Origin of the sequence: Streptomyces sp. NPDC058052, from assembly GCF_042885515.1 — a bacterium.
Taxonomy (GTDB): domain Bacteria; phylum Actinomycetota; class Actinomycetes; order Streptomycetales; family Streptomycetaceae; genus Streptomyces.
Genome location: NZ_JBHVRX010000032.1, coordinates 71,930 through 92,681 on the forward strand (window position 1 = coordinate 71,930; position 20,752 = coordinate 92,681).

Consider the following 20,752-nt stretch of genomic DNA (forward strand, 5'->3'; position numbering starts at 1 on the left):
CCGCGCCCCTCATCCTTCCTCCGGCCCGTACGCGCGATCACTTCCGGTCGTCGGCAGCCCCCGCGCGTCCCTGTTGCCGTCGCCCGGCCGGCCACTCCAGCAGCCGGGCGCCGATGACCGCGGTGTGGAGGGTGTAGCGCTGTGTGGGATCGGCCGGGCTGAGGCCGGTCAGGGCGTGCACGCGTTCCAGCCGGTAGGTGAGCGCCCGCACGCTCAGCGCCAGGCGGCGCGCGGCCTCGGTGGCGACGCAGCCGGTGTCGAAGTAGACGGCGAGGGTGCGGATCAGCGCGCGCGAGCCCCCGCGTGCCTGTTCCAGGGGACCGAGCGTGCTGTCCACCAGATCCACCAGCGCCTGGCGGTCACGTGCCAGGACGGGGAAGACCAGCAGGTCGACGGCGCGCAGCAGAGGTTCCTCGAAGCCCATGCGGCGGGCCACGTCGAGGGTGTTGAGGGCCTCCTGGTAGCTGTGGCCGATGCCGCCCACTCCCGGACGGGGGCGGCCGAGCGCGACCTGGCCGCCGTCGGTGGCCGCGTACGCCCGCTTGGAGAAGTGGAGGAGCACGTCCTCCTGGTCCGCGGAGGCGATGCACACCATGCGGCCGTCCTTGGTGGTGAACAGGACGGTACGTCTCTCGAAGCGCGTGAACAGCCCGGCCTCCACCTCCCTGGGAACGGGGTCGGTCTCGTCGTACCGCTCCGGTCCTTCGGCGACGGCGACCGCGTGGTTCCGGGACAGGCGCAGCCCGAACCGCTCGGCCCGGGCGGAGAGTTGTCCGGCGTCGCCGAGACCGTGCAGGAGGTCGTCGATGAACTCGCGCCGAGCCGCCTCGTGGCGCCGCACCACGCGCCGCTGGGCCTCCTCGTACCCGTCGGCGAAAGCGTCGATGGCCTGCTCGACGACGTTTAGCACACTGTCGAGGTCCGATGCCGGGCGACCGACGTGGCTGGCCGCGAGATGACCGCGGACCAGGGCGCGCCAGCCGTGTCCGGCCTCGGCCGCCTGCGCGCCCAGCACGCGGCGGGACTCCAGTTCGGCACGGGTGAGGCGGCGACCGGTCGCCGACGCCTCTCCGATCATCCGGCGGTATCCGTCCCAGTACGTCGACGACGTCTCCTGCACGAGGGGCTTCTCCTGTTCCTTGGCGAAGGGGGAACGCGCTCCGTGGTCCCGGTGGTGCGCCGGCCGTGTCCCGGGCGCGCCCGTCCGCGGCCGTGGTGTGGTGCGAGTTTCTGCCCTCCCGTGAGGAGTGCGGCGACGGGGTTGCCGGCGTGAGCGGTGGTTCCGTGGCGTGCTCCCGCACGGAGGCGTGACAGACGTGCGGGTGGAGCGGCCACCGGATCAGTGAGCGGAGCCGGCGTACGGGACCGCGCGAAGTGCGGACAGTGCTGCTCGTGCGGACGGAGAAGCCGACAGAGCGTCAGGTGCGAGCGCCTGGTGGCGTGGGCCGGCCTGCGGACGCGTCAGAAGCGTCGGCCGGACACGTCGCCGAGGCCGGTATCAGGCACGTTGCCGCGAGCGGCGTTGTCGACGCGGACGGCCCGAAGGGCGGGGGACGAGGCGCGGGAGGCGGGAAGGGCAGCGGCATCGAAACGTCGTCGCACGTCGTCCCCCTGTGTCGCCGGCATCGATCACCCTGGGCGGCGCCCCGCAGAGGCGAGCGCCTGCGCTCGACGGAGGGTAATGCCGCGGTAAAGGATTCTAGCGCAGGAAGAAAAGGGTGAAATTCGCAAAGGTGGCCCTGATGAGCAAAACGCCCCGCGTTCGGGACGTGACCGCCGGCCGGACCCGCGGACGGTCGCTCGCGTCCGTCTGCGAAGGCCGCAGGTCCGGCCCGTGACGGTGACGCGAAAGCCGTGGTGCACCATAGCGGGGGCCCCGACGGCGGGGATCAGGGGCGGAGGAGGCTCGGAATGCTGGAATGGAAGCCGATCGGCGGTGGACCCCGCCCCGTCCCCGACCACGTCACCACGCCCTCTGTCTGGGCGGCGGTCTCGGTGGCCGCCCTGGCCCTGGTCACCGCCCTGAACTTCCTCGACCAGCACGGCGACCCCGCCCTCGACCTCGCCGTCCTGTCCCTCGCCGCCGCCCTGGTGAGCACGGGCGCCCGCCTCGCCGCCGCACCCGGCACCGCCCTGCTCTGCTGGATCGCCCTCAACGGCTTCGCCATTCCGCCCATGGGCCGGCTCACCTGGACGGCCTCGCACGACTCCGGACGCCTCGCCTGTCTGCTCGCCGCGGCCGTCACCGGGACGGCCATCGCCCGACTGCTGCACGCCCGCGCCGCGTACCGGCGCGTCACGCGCCCGTGACGACCGCTCGGATCCGCCGGAAACCGGACGAGCGGCGCACGCCGGGCTGACGAGTCACACCGGCGAGGCCGTGGCCGCCGTCGGCCTTCCCTCGCCGCGATGATCCGGGACGGGGTCCGCGGAGAGTTCAGCGCGTGGACGATGAACGACTACTGGGCACGGCAGTTGCCCCCCGTCCTGATCCTCGATCTGCGCAGCAGCTTCCAGCGCGCGATGCGGAGCGAGGACTTCCGGGGCGAGGTCGAACTCGTCGGCGTACGGGCGACGTCGGGCCGGAGCGGCCCTCTGCTTCTGGTCGACACGGCGTGCCGGTTCTGGGACGAGCACGGAGGACGGTGCGAGGGGAAGGTGCGGGCCGCGGTCACGGACCCGCCGGCGTGACACACCCCCACGTCACCTGCGACACGTCGGCGGCGCACGCGGCTGCCAGCCGGGCGTAGGCGGCGAGGGCGCTCGTGCCGGGGCGGGCCCGGGCGGCGTCCGTCACGGCCGCCACGACGGCCTCCGCGCCGTCGAGGGCGCCGTCGACGACCACGGCCACCCGCTCGGGCTTGATCAGGTCCGACGCGGCGCGCAGGAGGGCGTCCGGGGCGAGCTCCAGGACGCGATGGCCCGCGAACGGAACCCCTCCGGCGCGCGGTCGCGCGGCCGTTCCGGCGGCGCGCGCGGCGGCCGCGGCCGCGGGGCTGCCCGACTCGGTCCCGTCCTGGCGCCGGGCCCGTACCGCCTCGCGCAGGTCCTCCTCACTCGGCGCGCGGGCGGTCAGGCCGAGGACGACGTCCAGCGCCTCGGCGGCTGCCCGGGGCGCCTGCGCGGCGGGGACCTCGAACCGGAGGCGCAGCGCGGACGACGGGCCCCTGTGGACGAGGTCACCGTGCACCGCGTAGGCCAGTCCGGTCGTTTCGCGCAGGGTCCGGGTGAGCCGGGACGAGGGCGTCGCGGTGAGGAGGAGGCGGGCGAGTTCGAGACCGGCGAGGTCGCCCGTGCCGTCCGGTGCCCTGACGCCGATCATGACCACGCAGGGGGAGCCGGCGGCCCTGCGGCGTACGGTCAGCGCCTTCGGCGGCCCGAACGGCTCCGGCGTGCGTGCCGGGCCGGCCGCCGGGACGGGCGCGGTCCGGCGGGCGTCGGGAGCGGGCGCGGAACGGGCGAGGGTCCGCAGGTCGACCCGGGTGAGGTCGGCGGCGACCACGAGGTCGCGGGGCGCGCTCCGTACGCGCCGGTGGAGCGCGCGTATCGTCCGGGCGTCGATCGTCCCGGACCCGCTCGGTGCGGCCCCGGTCGCGAGCGCGGTCGTCTCCGCCGTGTCGTTCCGCGGGGGCCGTACCCCGTGGTGGGGGAAGAGCGCGAGGTCCAGAAGGGACACGGGCGGGGCGCCGCGGGCGCGGCCCGCCGCGGCGCGGGCCCGGCGCCAGCGGCTCACGAAGGCGCCGACCTCGTCGTCCGTGGGGTCGAACGCCTCGACGGTCCGGGCCAGCAGGGCGAGCGCGTCCGCGAGCAGGTCCGGTGTCGAGCGGAGCACGCAGCGGACCGTGTGGCGGTCCGCGTCGACGGTGAGGGTCGTGCCGACGTCCTCCAGCGCGTCCTCGACGGTCACCTCGCCGCACCAGGCCCCGCCGCGCCGGAGCAGCATCGACCAGACACGTGCGGTGTCCTCGGGCACCGGCGGGCCGTCCTCCGCGCCGACGTGCAGCACGAGGTGGGCGACCGCGGTGAGCCTGCCCGGCAGGTGGACGGGGACCAGCCGCGTCCGGAGCCGTTCCGGCGCGGTCGGCGGCACGGCAGGGGGTACGGTCACGCGGCCGCCTCCGGGGTGTTCCGGGCGGCGTGGTCGTAGACGAGGTACGTCGCGGCGGGCAGGCACTTCCGGGCGACGCGCACCACCTCCTCCTCGGTGACGCCCGCGACCGTCCCGGCCACCGCGTACGCCTGCCGCGGGTCGCCGCGCAGGGCGGAGTGCGCGGCGAACGCCTCGGCTCGCGCGGCGGGGTCGTCCAGCTCTTCGAGGCGCTCCCTGCGGACCAGGCGCACCGCTCGGCGCAGTTCGCCCGGGAGGAGCCCGCCGGCGACCGAGGCGAGGGTCTCCCGCACGACCGCGAGGAGGCGCGCACCCGGAGTTCCCGGCATGGCGGCGACCGATCCGAAGAGGACGGAGCCGCCCTGTTCGAGGTTCCAGGCGGCCGTCAGATCCGTGGCGGGGCGCGCGACGCGGGTGTCGCGTACGGCGCGGCGGAAGAGGCGGCTGCCCCGGCCCTGCCCGAGCACGGCCGCGAGGACGGCCGCGGCGTCGTGCTCCCTCGTGCCGTACGGAGCGGTGTGGGCGAGGAGGTACACCTGGGGAGGGACCCCGGGCGGGCAGACCGCCCACCGCGTACCGCCGATGCCGGAGGGGCCGGGCGAGGCGCCGGACCGTGCCGGGCGCCCGGCGCCGGGCGTGACGGCGGACGGTGCCGCACGACCGGGGCCGGGCGGGACGGCGCAGGCGGACGGCGGCACAAACGGGGGCGGAGGCGGTGCGGGCCCCCGGTCCACGGAGCCGAGGGAGACGGCGGCCGCCTCGACGGCCGTCCGCCCCGGCAGATCGCCGACGACGACGAGGGTGGCGCGCTCGGGCCGGTAGTGCTCGTGATGGAAGGCCGACACCTGCGCGGGCGTCAGCCGGGCGAGGGCCGCCGTGTCGCCCATCGAGACGTGCCGGTACGGGTGGGAGGGCGGGAACGCCTCGGCGAAGAGGCGGCCCGGAGCCTCGGCGAGGGGACCCCGGGCGCGCTCCTCCTCCTCGCGCCTGACCAGTGCCAGGTGCCGCGCGAGGACCGCCTCGTCGAGCGCCCCCGGAAGCCGCGCCATCCGGTCCGCCTCCATGGCCAGCGCGTGGGACAGCAGGGCCGGCGGGACCGTCATGAAGAAGGCCGTGCGGTCCTGGCTGGTCGAGGCGTTGACGTCCCGCGCGCCGCCGCGCTGGAGTTCGCCGAGGAAGTCCGGGTGACCGGGTGTCCCCTCGAACATGAGGTGTTCGAGGAAGTGCGCGGCCCCGTGCAGCCCCACCGGCTCGTGCCGGGACCCGACGTCGTAGCGCAGGTGGACGCGGAGCCCGCCGAGGACCCGGTCCTCCTGCGCCACGACGGTCAGGCCGTTCTCCAGCCGGGTGGAGACCAGCCGCCCGTGAGGGGCGTCGTCGTGCACCCGCACGTCAGGACCTCGCGTAGGCGAAGCGCACCGGCAGGGCGAGACAGAGCTCCTCGCCCGGTCCGCCCAGCCGGAGGACGAGGCCCCGGGCCTCCAGCTCGGCCAGTCCCCGGCGGTCCGGCGGGCGCGGGGCGGTGGGGACGGCGTACCGGCGCAGCAGTTCCCCGTACGGCTGGTCGGGGACGGTGGACCGGCGGTGGGCGCCGGGGTCGCGCATGTCCTCGACCGTGACGAAGTCCGGACCGCGCCGCACCGTCAGGAGGGGGCCCGGAGGGACCGGCCAGAGCGGTGTGCCGTTCTGGCGCGGCGGGTCGAGGTGGCGGAGCGGCCCGGCCGGCACCCCGTCGAGGGTGCCCTCCCAGTAGACGCGGAGCCCGACGCCCGCCGCCTCCACGAGGAGGTGCAGGAAGCGGGCCGCTGCGACGGGTTCGGCCGCGGCGAGCCGCACGGGGCGTTCGATCAGCAGACCGCGCATGCCGTGGCGCGCGTGGGAGGCGAGCGTGTCCCGGGTGGGGCTCTCGTCCGGGTCGTGGCGGGCCAGGAGGGTGGAGCGGCGGGTGGCGGAGGCGCGTTCACTCATGGTCGATTCCCGTCGGCAGGGCCACGTACCGGCCTCCTTCGCGGAACAGCCAGCGCCGCTCCCGCCATTCCTCCAGCACCTCCGTCACCTGCTCCTCGGTCGTCCGGTGACCGCGGGTGGTCACCTCCCGCAGCACCCCGGCGGGCGAGCGGCCCTTCCAGGTGGCCAGGAGGATCGCGGCGAGCAGCGGGTCGGTGATCCGTTCCTCCGTGGGCGAGGTGGTCCGCTCGTCCACGATGCGCAGCGCGTCCCCCTCCTCGACCGCCACCAGACGCCGGCCCCGGTGGTTGGCGCGCCAGGTGTCGACGGCGGCCCGCAGGCGCTCCGCGGCCGGTTCGCCGAGCCCGGAGGGCCTGCTCTCGAAGACGTAGCCGATGTCGGCGACTTCCTCCGCCGGGAGCCGGTAGACCTTCTTGAGCAGCCCGGAGGGGCCCAGGTTCTCCAGGCCGAGCGAGGGGTCGTCGTAGAAGGGGCTGAAGCGGGTGAGGACCGCCCGGTAGACGCCCTCGGGAGGCGTGAGGTGCCAGAGTCCGGGCATCTGCTCGATGATCTCGTCGTAGTCGGACTCGGTCTCCCCGGGGAAGCCGTAGAGGAGGTTCCAGCCGGGGAAGACGGCCACGGTCCGGCAGTCGCGCAGCAGGCGGACGTTCTGCCAGCCGGTGACGCCCTTGCGCATGAGGTCGAGGACGTGGGAGCTGAGGCTCTCGATCCCCGGCTGGACCTGCGCCACACCGGCGTCGGCGAGGACCTTCAGCTGCCGCATCCCGAGGTTCGACTTGATCTCGAAGAAGAGGCGGAGGTCCCAGGGGCGCTCGGCGAGCCGGGGGAGCAGCTCGCGGAGGTAGCCCATGTCCATGATGTTGTCGGCGAAGACGACGTCGAGCATCCGGTGCCGGCGGACGGCGTTCTCCATCTCCTCCAGGACGCGGTCGGACGACTTCGCCCGGAAGGCCATGAGGGATCCGTTCAGACCGCAGAAGGTGCAGTGGTGCTTCTCGCCCCACCAGCAGCCGCGTCCGCCTTCGATCTGGATCTTGGGTTCCACGTCGGCGACGGACCGGGCGGTCCGGAAGGTGTCGAAGTAGCCGCTGAGATCGGCCTCGGGGATGGCGTCCACCGGGACCACCGAACGCGGCTGCCGGTTGGCCGTCGTCGTACCGCCGGCGTCCCGCCAGCACAGGCCGGGGACGGCGGAGAGCTCCGGCACGGGCGGGCGCCTGCCGGGTCCGGTCGCCGCCAGCGACCGCAGCAGAGCGGGAAGGACGAGCTCGCCCTCGCCGCGGACCACGTAGTCCAGGCAGTCGAAGTTGCGGTGCAGGGCGGCCCCCTGCACGTCGTCGCAGTTGGCTCCGCCCATCACGGTGACGACGTCCGGAGCGCGTTCCTTGAGGGCGCGCGCCAGTGCGAGGCTCGGCATGTTCTGGTCGAAGGTGCTGGTCATGCCGACGACGTCGTAACCGCCGGCGACGAGTTCGTCGGCGAGCCCCTCCACGAATCCTGGGCTCAGGCGGTACATCTCCGCGGCGGCGGCGAGATCGGCGCCACCGGCGGTCGCGGCCGTGTGGAACGGGGAGCCGACCGGCTCCTCGAAGCCGTACAGCGCGGGCGAGAAGACCCATTCGCCGGTGGCGACGTAGTAGCCGTCGACGATGCGCCGGTAGTCGGCGCTGCCGATCCGGCCTCCCGTGCGCTCGTGGACGTGGTCGGCCCACCGGATGTTGGCGTAGACGGTGTCGACGGCCTCGACGAAGTCCAGGCCGCGGGCGACCGGGGCGAGCGTGCTGATCGCCATCGAGGGCATGTCGAGGGAGGCCCACGGCATGCACACGAGGGCGACCCGGAGGGTGCGGAGCGGTGCCCGTGGAGGGACGGGGGGAAGGCCAAGGAACTCAGCCGTGGTCATGGTCGCCGGCCCTTTCAGACGCGCGCGTTCTCTGGCTTGGGCAGGTGCGTGCCCCGGTAGTCCGCGCGCTCGACGTCGGCGCCCTCGGTGAACGCCTCGTCGAAGGGGACGTCCCAGACGTACGCGGACCAGAAGTCCGCCCCGCGGAACGCCGCGCGGGCGCAGGAGCACTGGCGGAGGTCGGAGTGGCGCAGGTCGGTGCGCCGCAGGTCGGCCTCCGTCAGGTCCGCGCCGAACAGGCTCGCCCTGCGCAGGGACGCTCCCGAGAGGTCGGCCGAGCGAAGCACCGCGCGCGCGAGGTCGGCGCTCTCCAGGCGGCTTCCCGAGAGGTCGGCCCCGGTGAGGTCGGCGCCGGTGAGGCGGGCCCCGGTGAGCTCGGCTCCACGGAGGTCGGCCCCCCGCAGATCCACGCCGGCCCCGTGGCCCCGCAGCAGGAGCCAGCCGTCGACGAGGGCCACGGCACGCAGCGTCCCGCCCTCCTCCGCGACCAGGGCGAGGGTGCGCATGCCGAGGCCGAGGGCGGCCACCTCGGCGGCGGTCCGCGCGAGGGCCGTGCCCGCGGCGGGCAGCGGGCCGGCGAGCACGGGATCGGCGCCGCGCGGTCCCCGCATGCGGCCGTCCAGCGGCAGGAGGGAGTGCGTGCCCGGATTCCCCGTGCCGTCACCGGTCTCGGCCAGCACCACGTCGAGCAGACTACGCATGGGCCCGGATCCTTTCGCCGGCGTCCGTCAGGTCCTGGTCGGGCCTTTCGGTCATGAAGAAGAAGTTCTGGGTCAGCCGCCCCTCCGCGGCCTCGTCGCCGAACAGTTCGGTGATGCCGTGGAAGAGCCGTCCGCCCCGGAAGACGACGCAGCGGTTGTACGCCAGGTCGACCTGGTGGACGACGTCCCACCGGTCCGCGCGGGCGGTGTCGCGCAGCACGTACCGCTGGTCGAACTCCTCGCGGGTACGGCAGCCGAGGCGGGCGAGCCCCTCGGGGCCGGGTGCCCGGTCCAGGCCGGTGGGCACGTGGCGGTAGAAGGCGAGCCCGCCCCGAGCCCGGTCGGGCGGGGTGAGGTAGACCACCGCGGTCCAGTCGACGAAGTCGAGGTGGACGCGGGTCCGCCCGGCGTCCGCGCGGGTCGCCACCCGGAACTTGCCGAAGACCCACCGCCGCGGATCGTGGTGGACCGCGGTGCCGACGATCTCCGCGAGCCGGCGGGCGTGCCCGTCCCCGGCGAACGCCTTGACGCTCTCCCGGCCCGGGAAGTTGGCCGCCTCCCCGAAGTCGCGGTACGCGGCGCCGAGCGCGATCTCCCGCACCCGGTCGGGGTCCTGGTAGAAGTTCTCGACGACGAGCAGGTCGCCGCCGAGCGCGCGCTCCACGCGCGGCGCGGTCACCGGGCCACCGCTTCCGCGCCGGCGGGGAGCATCCTGACGGCGGACGGGACGGAGCCGATCTCGTTGAAGAAGAAGTTGTGGGTGATACGGGCGTTGGAGGGGCGGTCCCCGAGGCCGCCGAGCGGCGCGTGGTAGAACTCGCAGCCGCGGAAGAGCACCAGACGGTTGTAGACGGGCGCGATCCGGTCGACCAGCTCCCACTTGTCGAGATCGGCCATGTCGCGCCGGGCCACGCCCTCCTCGAACGCGTCGGCGTCGGCGTGCCCGAGCGAGCGGGCCACCCGGTCGGACGGCGGCCGGGTGAAGCCCGTCTCCCGGTGCCGGAAGAAACCCGTCCCCGCGGACGGCGGCGCACCGGGCGTCAGGTACACCATGCCGGCCCAGTCGACGGCGGTGTCGGCGTGCACCTTGCTGCCGCGCCCGGTCTCCTCGGTGATCACCCGGAAGCCGCCCCAGGTGAGCCGGTCGCCGTCGACGTGGACGGGCGATCCGACGATGTCCTCGATGGCGCGCTGGAGGGCGTCGGTGCTGAGGGCCTTGCTGCTCTGCCAGCCGGGGTAGTTGTAGCGGCTGGCGCTCCGGAAGTCGGAGCGGAGCGCGGCCGCGCGCACGACGTCGGGGTCGGCGTAGAAATCGTCGACGACGATCAGTCTGCTGCGCATCACCGGGACCTCGCTTCGTCGAAGAAGAACCGTTGGGTGAGCCGTCCGTCGGACGGGCTGCTGCCGTAGCCGGAACTCGCGCGGTGGAAGAGGACGCCGCCCTTGAGCAGGACGAGGCGGTTGTAGACCATGGACACCCGGGAGATCTCCTCCCACGCCTCCGGCCGCACCTTGTCCGGGTAGTAGACGTCCTCGATCCAGTGCTCCCGGTCGCGGTGGCCGAGTTCCGCCGCACGGGCGTCGTCGGGCGGTCCGGTCAGTCCGCTGGCGCGGTGGCGGAAGAAGAAGAGGCCGCCCCGGCACCGGTCGGGGGGCGTCAGGTAGACGATGCCCGCCCAGTCGGTGTCGTCGAAATGCGTCGTCAGCGGCGCGTTCGCCTCGTCGCCGGTGAAGGCGAAGACCCCGAACCCCATGCGCGCGGGGTCATGGTGCACCCGGATGCCGAGCAGGCGCGCGAAGGTGTCGGCGGTGCCGCGGCCGGCGAAGGAGTTATACGTCTCCGCGTCGTAGGTGCGGCCGGCGTCGGACTTCTGCGGCGACCAGTCGCCCCGCTCCAGCGCCAGGGCACGCACGCGGTCCGGATCGGCGTAGAAATCGTCGACGACCTGCAGCGTCTTGTTCATCGCAGGTCTCCTTCCTCTCGTACGTCGGCGCGGCCGTGCCGGAGGCGCGGCCTGAGGAACGCGAAGAGCAGCAGGTAGGCGGCGCCCGCCACCCAGTAGGGGACCCGCAGGGCCTGCTCCGCGCCGAGGGCTCCGGAGGTGGCCTCCACGAGGACGCCGCCGAGGAGCATGCCCACCACGCTCATCCCGAAGGTGACCATGCGGAAGGTCGCGTTGACCCGGCCGAGGACGCCGGCCGGCACGGCCAGCTGGCGGAGCGTCAGGGTGCTGACGCTCCAGAAGGCCACGGCGGCGGAAGCCACCGCGTAGAGGACGACGACGGCCGGGACGGTCGGCACGAGTCCGACGCCCAGGAAGCAGAGGGCCATCGTGAGCAGCGCGGTGAGCAGCGACCTCTCCGTGCCGAGGCGTTCGAGGAGCCGGCGCGCGTACTGGCTTCCGGCGACGCCGCCGACGGCGGCCGCCGACAGGAGCAGCGCGTATCCGAGGGCGCCCAGGCCGAGCGTGTCCCGGACGAAGAGGACCTGCCCGGCGAGCATCGCCGCGTAGAGCGTGTTCAGCACGACCGCGCTCAGCACGAGGATCCGCAGCGTCGGTTCGGCCCGGACGAGCCTCAGCCCCGCGCCGATCTCGGCGGTGAAGCGGCCGCGCCCCGCGGCCGGGACCGCGGGGTCGTCCACGCGCCGGCGCAGCAGCAGGAGGGCCGCCGCGGAGACGCCGTTGACCAGCGCGTTGCCGAGGAACGGTACGGCCAGCCCCGCCTTCAGGAGCAGTCCGCCCAGCGGGCGGCCGACGAAGTCGTTCGAGACGATCTGGCTGGTGCGGAGGTGGCCGTTGGCCCGGGACAGCGCCTTGTCGGGGGCGAGCAGGGGGACCGCGGTGTCGGCGGCGATGCCGTACGCGACCTCGGTCGTCCCGAAGAAGACGGCGAAGGCCATCAGGACCCCCGCGGACACGTCGGTGGTCAGCAGCAGGAGGCCCAGGGCGAGCATGGCGCCGGCCCGCAGCGCGCCCGCGGCGGCCATCAGCGCCACGCGGGGCATCCGGTCGACGAAGGCGCCCATGGGAAGGGCGAACAGCAGCCAGGGAAGCCGCTCCGCCATCGCGACGAGCGAGATCTGCAGGGCGCTGTCGGTCACGGTGGAGGCGGACCAGGTCAGGGCGATGAGGGTCATGCCGTCCGCGACACCACCGGCGGTGAAGCAGGACCAGAAGAGCCAGAACCTCGACGGCAGCGGCGTCGGCCGGGCCGTGTGCGTCTCGGTCATCGCGCGGCCGCCAGTGCGCGGATCCGGTCGAGGAGCCTCGGCGCCCAGGGCCACGCGGGTACGAGCGGGTTCGCCGCCATGGCGAGTGCCTGCGGGAGGGCGGTGCGCACCAGCCAGTCGGGCACCTCCTCCGCGAGCTTCTCCGCCTCGTCGGCCATCCACTCCCCGTACCAGCCGAGCGAGGTGTCGCCGGCGAAGGTCAGGGAGGCGGCGATGTTGGGCAGGAGGGCGGCGGCCGGGTGCCCGCGGCGGGCGAGTTCGAGGGTGGCCGGGACCGCGATGTCCGGGCGCTCGTAGAAGGCGCGGGTTCCGACGACGGAGGCATCGGCGCCCGCGGCGTCGGCGTGTGCGCGGACGGCGTCCAGCATCGCGGGCCACCGCCGGGCCATCTCGGCGTCCAGCTGCTCGGGGGTCGTCGGCGGGTGCGCGGAGCCGGCCGGATCCGCGTCCGGGGTTCCGGCCACGTCCGTGGGGCCCTTGTCCGGGAGCCGGAAGGACTCGGCGCGTTCCAGGCGCAGGCGTTGCAGGCGCAGGACGGCCGCGTCGGTGGGCGTCAGCCGCTCGTCGAGGTCGGTCGGCGACGGGGGGAAGCCGGTCTCCGGGTCGGGCCAGGCGTCGCGGAGGACGACCGTCATGTTGCGGCGGCACGGCAGGTACCGGGCGTCGGGCCACAAGGGGGCGAGGATCGTGGCGAGCGTGTGCTGCGGGGACGGCGCGGCGAACGGGTCCAGATGGCCGGGGAGGCCCCAGGCGTTGAGAAGGACGGTGCTGCCGGCCGTGGCAGCGCGCACGCGCCGCCAGAAGGCCGGATCGAGGACGAAGGAGGGGTACGACTCGCCGGCGTAGACGTCGATGAGCACCAGGTCGTAGCGTCGGCCTCCGTCGAGGAAAGCGGCGGCGTCGGCGACCTCGGTACGGAACTCCACGTGCGGGAAATGCTGGTGGAACAGGGCGCGGGTCACCGTCACCATGCCGGGGTCGAGGTCCACCGCGGTGACGCGGCTCGCGGGGGACGCCGCCAGCACGGGCCGCAGGGATCCGCCGTACCCGAGCCCCAGCACGCAGACCTCGTCGGCGGGCCCGGCCAGCGGCCCCGCGGCGAAGTCGTCGGGCTGGTTCCCCACGAACACCCGGTCGCCGGCGAGCAGCGTCGCGGAGGTGCTCAGCAACAGGGGTGAGGCGCCGTACATGTGCTCTCCTCCTGGATCGTGCCGCCGGGCCCCGGAACCGCCGGCACGGGCGGTCGCCCGTGCCGGCGGAACGCGGGCCCGTACGGGCGAGGCGGTCAGGACAGCGCCAGCGCCTCGTCGACCGCGGCCTGCTCGTCCTCGCTCAGCGGGACGAAGGTCGCGAACATGGGCATGTTGTTGTTCGAACAGCGCGCGTAGACCGCGTGGTCGAACTCCTCGAACAGGGGCTCTTCGTGCTCCGCGTGCTCAGCCATGTGCTCTCCAATCGGAAGCGGGATTCACATCCCTCAATGGCCCCGATACGGACAAGGTCACAACATCCCGCACAGGCCAGGGTGTTGGATTCTCCGAGGCGGGCTGGGCGCAATTGTTCATGGACCCCGAGCGCGTTATCAAGAGTGCCGTCGAACCTTTGCTTCCGCCTCCATCCGCAGCCCGGACAATTCACCCCACAGGTGAAAGGTCGCCAGAAGGCGGGATTCTCAGGTGCGCATTCGGTGCAGAGCGGGACAGTGTGTCGACGGTCGCGTCCCCGGGACCGGTGTGAGCCGCCGTCACGGCGACCGCGCACCCCCAAGAGCCGCCCGTCGGCGGGTTGGAGAGCCTGCGTACGGGGCATGAGTGGAGCGCGGGACGCCGGTCGCCCCGCGTGGCCACGGCGGCGGACACGTGAGGGCGAGGGTTCTCGGCGGCAGCGGCGCCGATACGCCGGAATTGGCCCTGGAGATGATCCGAAGGGTCATTCGGGAGGGTGTGCACAACTCGCCCGACGGAATATCGACGGTGCGTATTTCCGGATCAGAGAGTGGCTTTTATGCGTGATCGGGGGGCCGGAAATCCGACGACGCGGACGCGTCTTCGGACGGGCGGTGAAACGGGTCGTACCGGGCGCGCGAAGCATCCCTCGGCAGCGACGACTTCCGCGCGCGCCGGGGGGCCAGCGTCGTCCGCCGAACCGTCCTCGCTCCCACCGTCCACGCCGCCGAAGCCGGCCCGGCCTCCGAGGAGGGCCTGGGCCTGCTCGCTTCGTGGCGGGCGCGGGCCGTCGGTTCGTCAGGCGGAGTGCTGCCTGATCCTGGCGAGGAGATCGACGAGACGTTCCTGCTCGTCGTCCGCGGCACTCCGCGGTCGCGGCTGGGCCGCGTAGGGGCGGGTGCGGGCGGCCGTACGGTCGCGGTGCGCGCCGACCGCCGCGCCGATGATCCAGGAGCCGGCGACCGGCGTCTGGACCGGGGTCGAGGGCACGGACACGGCCGAGGACGCCGAGGACGCCGAGGACGACAGAGAGGGCCTGGCCCTGGGCGCCGGTGCCGCGGCGCGAGCGGCGGCCGGCGGAAGCGGCGGCGGCTGGGGCGTGTGGGGGATCTGGATGACGTAGGTCAGGCCGGAGCCCCGCGGGTGGTGCCGTGCGGTGAGGTCTCCGCCGTGGGCGTCCACGATCTCGCGCGCGATGAGGACGTGGGTGGGGTCGTTGACCGCCCGCGGGCCGCTGATCTCGATGCGCAGGTGGTCGAGGCGCAGCGACGCCGTGATGACGACGGTGGTGTCGGTCCGCAGCGACGACTGGGGCCGTGGCCGGACCGTGCCCGTGGACGTGACTCCGGAGGCGTCGGCGATCAGGTGGGCCAGGGCGGTGGACGCGCCCCCGGGGTCGAGCGAGACCACCCCGGGCGGGGCGTGCACGGCGAACTGCGCCCGGTGCGGGCCGGTGAGCGCCGTGGCCTTGTCGATGCCGGCGGTCACGACGGTGCCCAGGGTCGTGGGGTGCCGGGCGACGGCGGTGGCCGGCGCCCCCTCCCGCCTCAGGGGTTCCACCGTGCCCTGAGCGTGCCGCTCCGGGCCGACGGCCCGGGAATCGGCCACCTCGGCGACCAGTTCGGCGTACCGGGCGGTGAGGGCCGCGTACCGCTCCGCCTGCTCCGCGCGCTCGGCCTCGTACCGGGCGACCAGCTCCTCGTACGGCCTGCGGTCGGTGAACGTCATCACGGCGCCGACGAGCCGGTCCCCGTCGCGCACCGGAGCGGTGGTGAGGTCGACCGGCACGGGGGCTCCGCCCTTCGACCACAGGACCTGCCCGCGCACCCGGTGCTTGCGGCCGGACCTGAGCGTGTCGGCGAGCGGGGACTCCTCGTAGGGGAAGGGGGTGCCGTCGGCGCGTCGCGCGAGGACCAGGGGGTGCAGTGCGGCGCCGTCGAGTTCCTCGGTGCGGTAGCCGAGGATCTGGGCGAAGGCGGGGTTCACGAGGACGACCCGGCCGTCGGTGTCCGTGCCGACGACGCCCTCGGAGGCGGCCCGCAGGATCATCTCGGTCTGCCGCTGCGAGCGGGCCAGCTCGGCCTCGGTGTCGAGGGTGCCCGTCAGATCGCGGACGACCAGCATCAGCAGCTCGTCGCCGGTGTAACCGGTGTACGAGTCGTACGCCTCGCGCCCGTCCTCCAGGCCGGCGCTCGTCACCTCGACGGGGAACTCGCTGCCGTCGGTACGGCGGGCGGTCATGCGCGCGGGGGCGGTCCGTACCCGTGCGGCGGTCCGCTCGCGCCGGCTCCTCACCGTCGCGACCGCGCGGGGTGCGACACGGCCGGATGCGGCGCCGGGAAGCAGGGACCGGTCGAACGACGGCAGCAGTTCGAGCAGTGCGCGCCCGACGAGCGCGGTGCCGGGGGTCTCGAAGAGGGCGAGGGCGAGGGGGTTGGCGTTGACGACCGTGCCCTGGCGGTTGACGAGGACGAGACCTTCGGGGAGGGCGTCGAGTATGACCGCGAGGCGGGCGGCGCCTCGGGAGAGGGGCAGGACCATGGCGACGTTTCCTTTCCGGGCTGGAGACCGGCGAGGGGGACCGGCGGGGGTGTGCGGTGCCGGGCGGACGGGACACCCGGCACCGCGCGATGAGGAGGGGGCCGGACCGGGGCGCGGGCGACGGACGTCGTGACGCATCGGGTCGGCTGGTGAAGACCTAACCACCTGGTGATGGCATATCTGAGGGCCATGACCGGCGTTGTGTGTTTCTTAAGGTTTCCTTCATGCCATGATCAGGCAGGGCTGAGGCACCTCCCGGTCATGTGGGAAGCCGCTCCGCGGCGTAGGCCGGCGCCGGCGAACGGTGACGTCCTGTCGGCCGGAGGGCCGCCGGGGAGGTGTCGCCCGGTGCGGCGGCCGGCGCGGCATCGTCCTGCACGGCCGAGGGCAGCTCCAGGACGTAGGTGCTGCCGCTGACGCCGGCCGCCCGGTGCGTGCGGAGCGTCCCGCCGTGGGCCGCGGCGATGCCCTGCACGACGTCGAAGTGCTCCCGCGCGCCGCCGCTGTACGGGCCGCGCACCTCGACGCGCAGCAGACCGCGCTGGTGGAGGGCGGCGACGAAGACGTGGTGCGGGCCGGGGCCGGCCTGCTCGTCGCCGGTGTGGACGACGTCCGCGATGAGGCGCCCGACGGCGGTCGAGATGTCGTCGGGGTCCACGTGGACGGCGAACCTCGGCGCGTGGACGGAGAACTGCACCCGGCTCGGACCCGTGAAGGCCGCCGCCGCCCGTACCCCGGCCTGCACGACGTCGTCGACGAGCACGGTGCGCCGCCGCGGTCCCACCGGCGTGGTGTCCTCGGGGTAGGGCCTGGCCCGGTCGGTCACGAGGGCCATGGTCATGCGCAGGTCGGCCGCCAGCGCCTCCAGGCTGATGGTCGCCTCGGGCCACAGGGGGCGGGAGCCGTCGTCGGCGAGCCGGGTCAGCTGGGTGTGCAGGTGGTGCAGCGCGCCGGCCAGCGGGCCGGAGAGGAAGTCAGCGAGTTCGCGGGTGTGTTCCACGGCCCGGTCGGTCCGGCGCTGCTGCCGTTCGAGTTCGGTCCTGTGATGCTGGAGGGAGCGGGCCTGCGCGGCCACGTACTCGTCCGCCAGCCGCTCGTACGGGCGGCGGTCGCTGAGCGCGACGACCGTGCCGACCACCCGGCCGTCGTCCGTGACGGGCCGGACGGAGACGTCGGCGGTGAGGCGGGGGCCGTCGCACGGCTCCAGGTCCAGGGCGTCGAGCCGGCTCGGGTGCCCGGTCCTGAGGGCCTGGGCCAGAGGGGCGTGTCCGGCGTCGAGGGGTTCCCCGTCGGGCCCGACGGGGACCAGCAGGGAGAGCAGTTCACAGCCCCCCAGCTCGGCGGCCCGGCCGCCGAGCAGACGGGCCGCGGCCGGGTTGACCAGGTCGATCCGGCCTTCGGTGTCGATTCCGACGAGCGCCTCGCCGGTGGTGCGCAGGACGGCCTCGGCCTGGAGGAGGGAGTGGGAGAGCGCCGCCCGCGCGTCCTCGGCTTCCGTGATGTCGCGCAGCGAGATGACCAGCGAGGATCCGTACGGGATGGAGTCGTGGAAGGCGTGCCGGTCGAGCCGTACGGTGGTGATCTCGGCGGCGAACGCCGTGCCGCCGGAGGTCCGGGCCGTGGTGCGGAGCCGGTGCGCGGGGGTGCCGCCGGGATGTCCGGTGTCCGCGGGCCCGCGGGTCAGGTTCCAGTCGAAGGACGGGAGGAAGTCGAGGACGCCCCGCCCCTCGACGGTCTGCCGGTCGTAGCCGAACAGCGCTGCCGCGGCCAGGTTGGCCCTGACCACGGTGCCGTTGTCGTCGACGATCAGCACGGCGTCGGGGACGAAGTCCACCACGTCCTCGCGGGGGAGTGGTGCGAGGGCCGCCGCCGCGCCGGGGGAGAACACCGCTGGGCTGTTGTCGAAGTTCACCGCTGTTTTCTTCCTGTCTGTCGCGCAGACCGTGGAATCCCGTTCGTGCGGGAGGCCGGGGACGAGGGCCGGCGGGCCCAGGCCGTTTCTCCTGGCGTCTTCCGGGGGCGTTCGGCCGCCCGCCCACCGCCGGTCATGTGCCCTGTACCGCCGTCACATGGAAGCACGAGAGGACCGGTTGTATGTGCCGGGAAACATGGGCTTAGGGATTCTTTAAGGAAAGGGCGCCGCGGTGCCGTCTGCGTGTGCCATGTGTGACTTCCGGGAGACATATGTCAGGTAGAGTCCGCCGGGACCTCGCGAAGTCCGACCTCCACACACTTCATGAACAGCCCGAGGAATATTCATGCACGGCACGATCGACGGTTTCAGCTATGGGCTGATCACTCCCGTAGCGGGATACATCATGGCCTGCCTCGGTTCCGCGCTGGGACTTCGGTGCACGGTCCGGTCGGTACGCAGCGGACGGAAAATGCCCGGCTGGCTCATTCTCGGGGCGGTCTCCATCGGGTGCGGGATCTGGACCATGCATTTCATCGGAATGCTCGGATTCACGGTGCGCGAGACCGGAATCGGCTACGACGGGCCGCTGACGCTGGCGAGCCTGCTGTTCGCGGTGGTCTCCGTCGGCGTCGGCGTCGGCGCCGTCGCCTACCGGGGCACCCGCCTTCCCGTCCTGCTCACCGCGGGTCTCTTCACCGGCCTGGGTGTGGCCGGGATGCACTACACGGGCATGGCCGCCATGCGGATGGACGGCAGCCTCGACTACGACCTGCCGACGGTCGCCGTTTCGGTGGCGATCGCGGTGGTGGCGGCGACGGCGGCCCTGTGGGCGGCGGTCTCGGTGCGGGGCCTGTCGGCGGCGATCGGGGCGAGCCTGGTCATGGGGGTGGCGGTGACCGGGATGCACTACACGGGCATGGCCGCGCTCTCGGTACGGCTCCACGCGCATGTGCCCGGGGCCGCGGAGGCCGGGTCCCCGGCCTCGGTCGTGCTGCCGATGCTGGTGGCGCCCCTGGTGTTCCTCATCGTGGCCGGCACGATCGTCATGTTCGACCCCCTGCTGATCCTGGGGGACGACGAGGCGGACATCGACCGGCGCCCGCGGAGAGCCGTCCTCCGCTGACCCCCCGACGCGCGGTGGCCCTCCCCACCGCGTCACGATGCCCGCTCCCCGGTGGTCGCGCCGACGGGAGCGGGCATCGTTGTTTACTCCGCAATTTCTTAGATGCAAATTGGTCGACTGACCAATAAGACTTCTCCGGCAACCCCCTTCCCCGGCGTGCCGATCACCAAAGCCCAGGATGTGAGGCTCATGCCTTACAGTGGTCGTCGGCCGAAGCCGTCAGACACGGGTCACGTCCCGCCCGGTGCACTCGGAAACAGCGCCTTCACGTGACGTCCGCGACGCGTCCGACCACATGCGACGAAGAGGGAGTCATGTCGGGAGAAACGGAACTCACGACCGCCTACAGCAGCAAGGTCGCCGGAGATCTCGAACGCAATGTGGCGGAGCAGGAGCGCATCCGGGGCGAGGTCGCACGTCTCACGGCCGAACTCGACGAGCTGATGCACGACCACGGCGTGCTGCTCAATCTCCAGAAGGCACTGCAGGCCGGCGCTTCGGAATCCGACCGAAAGGTCCCCCGGCAGAAGAACGGAAAAGCCGGAAAGGGCGGCGGCCGCCATTCCGGAGCCGGAAAGGTCACTCTCGTCGATCTGATCCGCGATCACCTCGCGGCGAGCGACGATCCCTGTTCCGCGTCCGAGGTGACGACCGTGCTCAGCGAGCGGCACCGTGACCGGCACATCCAGACCACGGTCGTGCGCACGTCCCTGGAGAATCTCGTCGCCAAGGGGCGCGCCCGCCGCATCAAGCGGGGTTCCTCCGTCTTCTACACCGAGGTCACTCCCGCGCCCTAGCGGGACGCGAGTACAGCCGGCGGCACGGTGCCCCCGGCTGTTCGTGCCATCTTAGGATCCGGTGCCCGCGGGAGGGGTTAACGCGGCCTTTCCCATGTCTTAAAGATCTTTAATCGGTCGGGCGCTCGACCCGGTCCAACAGAATATGCCATGTTCTTCCCCGTTGATGTCGGTCCCCCCGCATCCCGGAAGACATGTGTGTCACGTACCGTGCCCCGCATGGCAAAGGTGCTTCTCGTCCAGGACGACCCCTCGGTTCGCTCCGCCCTGCGTATGTGTCTCTCGGATGCCTCGTACACCGTGCGGGAGTGCGGGACGGCGCTGGGCGCTCTGCGCGCCGTCCTGGACGAGCCGTTCGACGCGATGGTGCTCGGCCTCGGCCTGCCCGACCTCGACGGCCTGGAGATGCTCAGGATGCTCCGTACCGTCTCGGACATCCCCGTCGTGGTCGTCACCGACCGGCAGGACGAGCGGGAGACCGTCCGGGCGCTGGGCAGCGGCGCCGACGACTTCCTGGCCGGACCGTTCTCCGGCGCCCACCTCGTGGCCAGGATGACCGCGGTGCTGCGGCGGGCGGCGGCCGGAGTCGTCCCCGTGGACGTCGCCCGGGTCGGCGGCCTGGTCGTCGACGCGAAGCGGCGCGAGGCGTTCCTCGACGGCGCCCCGCTCGACCTGAAGCCCAAGGAGTTCGACCTCCTGGAGTTCCTGGCGTGGCGCCCCGGCGTCGTCGTGCCGCGCGGCGAACTCTTCAAGCGGGTGTGGCTGCGGACCTACCGCGGTGAGCGCACCGTGGACGTCCACCTCTCGTGGCTCCGGCGGAAGCTCGGCGAGTCGGCGGCCGAGCCCCGCTATCTGCACACGGTCCGCCACGTCGGCATCAAGCTGGAGGCCCCGTAGCCGGCGCCCTGAGCATGCGTCAGCCTGCGAGCGCGTCCGGCTTTCCCTTGCTGCGCGGCCGTTCCTCGACCAGCTTTCCCCACACGATCATGCGGTAGGTGCTGGTGAACTCGGGCGTGCAG

General features: G+C 73.3%; 18 protein-coding genes and 2 pseudogenes. 5 read left to right on the forward strand and 15 right to left on the reverse strand.

The window, feature by feature from the left end:
* Window positions 1–37: 37 nt before the first annotated feature.
* Window positions 38–1,078, reverse strand: coding sequence for a PucR family transcriptional regulator (locus tag ACFVU3_RS32360; protein WP_390071908.1), 1,041 nt, complete (start codon window positions 1,076–1,078; stop codon window positions 38–40).
* Window positions 1,079–1,911: 833 nt separating this feature from the next.
* Between ACFVU3_RS32360 and ACFVU3_RS32365 the strand changes: the two genes are divergently transcribed.
* The gene (locus ACFVU3_RS32365; protein ID WP_390071875.1) at window positions 1,912–2,310 is read left to right on the forward strand and encodes a hypothetical protein; all 399 of its coding nucleotides are present in this window, start codon (window positions 1,912–1,914) and stop codon (window positions 2,308–2,310) included.
* 99 nt (window positions 2,311–2,409) lie between these two features.
* Window positions 2,410–2,691: an FcoT family thioesterase gene (locus tag ACFVU3_RS32370; RefSeq protein WP_390071877.1), complete on the forward strand. Its 282-nt coding sequence runs from the start codon at window positions 2,410–2,412 to the stop codon at window positions 2,689–2,691.
* On the opposite strand, the gene ACFVU3_RS32375 is transcribed toward ACFVU3_RS32370, so the two are convergent.
* The 13 genes and pseudogenes from ACFVU3_RS32375 to ACFVU3_RS32435 all read right to left on the reverse strand — a co-directional run bounded on the left by ACFVU3_RS32375 (window position 2,672) and on the right by ACFVU3_RS32435 (window position 17,810).
* Entirely contained in the window at window positions 2,672–4,108 is a 1,437-nt protein-coding gene (locus ACFVU3_RS32375) for an insulinase family protein (RefSeq protein WP_390071879.1), read from the reverse strand. The two genes, ACFVU3_RS32370 and ACFVU3_RS32375, sit on opposite strands and share 20 nt — an antisense overlap.
* Window positions 4,105–5,499, reverse strand: a complete 1,395-nt coding sequence (locus ACFVU3_RS32380) for a M16 family metallopeptidase (protein WP_390071880.1) — start codon at window positions 5,497–5,499, stop codon at window positions 4,105–4,107. Before ACFVU3_RS32380 ends, ACFVU3_RS32375 begins: the two co-directional genes overlap by 4 nt.
* A gap of 1 nt (window position 5,500) precedes the next feature.
* The gene (locus tag ACFVU3_RS32385; protein WP_390071882.1) at window positions 5,501–6,076 is read right to left on the reverse strand and encodes a DUF5825 family protein; all 576 of its coding nucleotides are present in this window, start codon (window positions 6,074–6,076) and stop codon (window positions 5,501–5,503) included.
* Window positions 6,069–7,979: a RiPP maturation radical SAM C-methyltransferase gene (locus ACFVU3_RS32390; RefSeq protein WP_390071884.1), complete on the reverse strand. Its 1,911-nt coding sequence runs from the start codon at window positions 7,977–7,979 to the stop codon at window positions 6,069–6,071. The genes ACFVU3_RS32385 and ACFVU3_RS32390 overlap by 8 nt, the downstream gene beginning before the upstream one ends.
* A 14-nt stretch (window positions 7,980–7,993) precedes the next feature.
* Window positions 7,994–8,680, reverse strand: a complete 687-nt coding sequence (locus tag ACFVU3_RS32395; protein ID WP_390071886.1) for a pentapeptide repeat-containing protein — start codon at window positions 8,678–8,680, stop codon at window positions 7,994–7,996.
* Window positions 8,673–9,359 carry a DUF6445 family protein gene (locus ACFVU3_RS32400; protein ID WP_390071887.1) on the reverse strand — a complete coding sequence of 229 codons (687 nt, stop codon included), beginning with the start codon at window positions 9,357–9,359 and terminating at the stop codon, window positions 8,673–8,675. Before ACFVU3_RS32400 ends, ACFVU3_RS32395 begins: the two co-directional genes overlap by 8 nt.
* Complete coding sequence (locus ACFVU3_RS32405; protein ID WP_390071889.1) at window positions 9,356–10,021, reverse strand: DUF6445 family protein; 666 nt, start codon at window positions 10,019–10,021, stop codon at window positions 9,356–9,358. The genes ACFVU3_RS32400 and ACFVU3_RS32405 overlap by 4 nt, the downstream gene beginning before the upstream one ends.
* Window positions 10,021–10,644: a DUF6445 family protein gene (locus ACFVU3_RS32410; protein ID WP_390071890.1), complete on the reverse strand. Its 624-nt coding sequence runs from the start codon at window positions 10,642–10,644 to the stop codon at window positions 10,021–10,023. The genes ACFVU3_RS32405 and ACFVU3_RS32410 overlap by 1 nt, the downstream gene beginning before the upstream one ends.
* Window positions 10,641–11,912, reverse strand: coding sequence for an MFS transporter (locus ACFVU3_RS32415; protein WP_390071891.1), 1,272 nt, complete (start codon window positions 11,910–11,912; stop codon window positions 10,641–10,643). The genes ACFVU3_RS32410 and ACFVU3_RS32415 overlap by 4 nt, the downstream gene beginning before the upstream one ends.
* The gene (locus tag ACFVU3_RS32420; RefSeq protein ID WP_390071893.1) at window positions 11,909–13,102 is read right to left on the reverse strand and encodes a spermidine synthase; all 1,194 of its coding nucleotides are present in this window, start codon (window positions 13,100–13,102) and stop codon (window positions 11,909–11,911) included. The genes ACFVU3_RS32415 and ACFVU3_RS32420 overlap by 4 nt, the downstream gene beginning before the upstream one ends.
* Window positions 13,103–13,197: 95 nt before the next feature.
* Window positions 13,198–13,356, reverse strand: a complete 159-nt coding sequence (locus tag ACFVU3_RS32425) for a hypothetical protein (protein WP_390071895.1) — start codon at window positions 13,354–13,356, stop codon at window positions 13,198–13,200.
* A gap of 1,204 nt (window positions 13,357–14,560) precedes the next feature.
* A pseudogene (locus ACFVU3_RS32430) lies at window positions 14,561–15,898 on the reverse strand (PAS domain-containing protein); the annotation flags it as partial.
* Window positions 15,899–16,157: 259 nt separating this feature from the next.
* Window positions 16,158–17,810, reverse strand: a complete 1,653-nt coding sequence (locus ACFVU3_RS32435; RefSeq protein ID WP_390071896.1) for a PAS domain S-box protein — start codon at window positions 17,808–17,810, stop codon at window positions 16,158–16,160.
* A 526-nt stretch (window positions 17,811–18,336) separates the two neighbouring features.
* Between ACFVU3_RS32435 and ACFVU3_RS32440 the strand changes: the two genes are divergently transcribed.
* The 3 genes from ACFVU3_RS32440 (at window position 18,337) to ACFVU3_RS32450 (ending at window position 20,630) form a co-directional block, all read left to right on the forward strand.
* Window positions 18,337–18,936 carry an MHYT domain-containing protein gene (locus ACFVU3_RS32440; protein ID WP_390071898.1) on the forward strand — a complete coding sequence of 200 codons (600 nt, stop codon included), beginning with the start codon at window positions 18,337–18,339 and terminating at the stop codon, window positions 18,934–18,936.
* Window positions 18,937–19,250: 314 nt separating this feature from the next.
* Window positions 19,251–19,733 carry a hypothetical protein gene (locus tag ACFVU3_RS32445; protein ID WP_390071900.1) on the forward strand — a complete coding sequence of 161 codons (483 nt, stop codon included), beginning with the start codon at window positions 19,251–19,253 and terminating at the stop codon, window positions 19,731–19,733.
* A 219-nt stretch (window positions 19,734–19,952) separates the two neighbouring features.
* On the forward strand, window positions 19,953–20,630 hold the full coding sequence (locus ACFVU3_RS32450; RefSeq protein ID WP_390071902.1) for a response regulator transcription factor: 678 nt from the start codon (window positions 19,953–19,955) through the stop codon (window positions 20,628–20,630).
* Window positions 20,631–20,649: 19 nt separating this feature from the next.
* Here ACFVU3_RS32450 and ACFVU3_RS32455 read toward each other — a convergent pair.
* Window positions 20,650–20,752: pseudogene (locus tag ACFVU3_RS32455) on the reverse strand (class E sortase); the annotation flags it as partial.

Excerpts from the sequence above, each read along its gene's own strand:
- ACFVU3_RS32360 (WP_390071908.1), bottom strand. The coding sequence starts at position 1,078 with ATGATCGGAGAGGCGTCGGCGACCGGTCGCCGCCTCACCCGTGCCGAA.
- ACFVU3_RS32365 (WP_390071875.1), top strand. The coding sequence starts at position 1,912 with ATGCTGGAATGGAAGCCGATCGGCGGTGGACCCCGCCCCGTCCCCGAC.
- ACFVU3_RS32370 (WP_390071877.1), top strand. The coding sequence starts at position 2,410 with ATGATCCGGGACGGGGTCCGCGGAGAGTTCAGCGCGTGGACGATGAAC.
- ACFVU3_RS32385 (WP_390071882.1), bottom strand. The coding sequence starts at position 6,076 with ATGAGTGAACGCGCCTCCGCCACCCGCCGCTCCACCCTCCTGGCCCGC.
- ACFVU3_RS32390 (WP_390071884.1), bottom strand. The coding sequence starts at position 7,979 with ATGACCACGGCTGAGTTCCTTGGCCTTCCCCCCGTCCCTCCACGGGCA.
- ACFVU3_RS32395 (WP_390071886.1), bottom strand. The coding sequence starts at position 8,680 with ATGCGTAGTCTGCTCGACGTGGTGCTGGCCGAGACCGGTGACGGCACG.
- ACFVU3_RS32405 (WP_390071889.1), bottom strand. The coding sequence starts at position 10,021 with ATGCGCAGCAGACTGATCGTCGTCGACGATTTCTACGCCGACCCCGAC.
- ACFVU3_RS32410 (WP_390071890.1), bottom strand. The coding sequence starts at position 10,644 with ATGAACAAGACGCTGCAGGTCGTCGACGATTTCTACGCCGATCCGGAC.
- ACFVU3_RS32415 (WP_390071891.1), bottom strand. The coding sequence starts at position 11,912 with ATGACCGAGACGCACACGGCCCGGCCGACGCCGCTGCCGTCGAGGTTC.
- ACFVU3_RS32420 (WP_390071893.1), bottom strand. The coding sequence starts at position 13,102 with ATGTACGGCGCCTCACCCCTGTTGCTGAGCACCTCCGCGACGCTGCTC.
- ACFVU3_RS32425 (WP_390071895.1), bottom strand. The coding sequence starts at position 13,356 with ATGGCTGAGCACGCGGAGCACGAAGAGCCCCTGTTCGAGGAGTTCGAC.
- ACFVU3_RS32440 (WP_390071898.1), top strand. The coding sequence starts at position 18,337 with ATGCATTTCATCGGAATGCTCGGATTCACGGTGCGCGAGACCGGAATC.
- ACFVU3_RS32445 (WP_390071900.1), top strand. The coding sequence starts at position 19,251 with ATGTCGGGAGAAACGGAACTCACGACCGCCTACAGCAGCAAGGTCGCC.
- ACFVU3_RS32450 (WP_390071902.1), top strand. The coding sequence starts at position 19,953 with ATGGCAAAGGTGCTTCTCGTCCAGGACGACCCCTCGGTTCGCTCCGCC.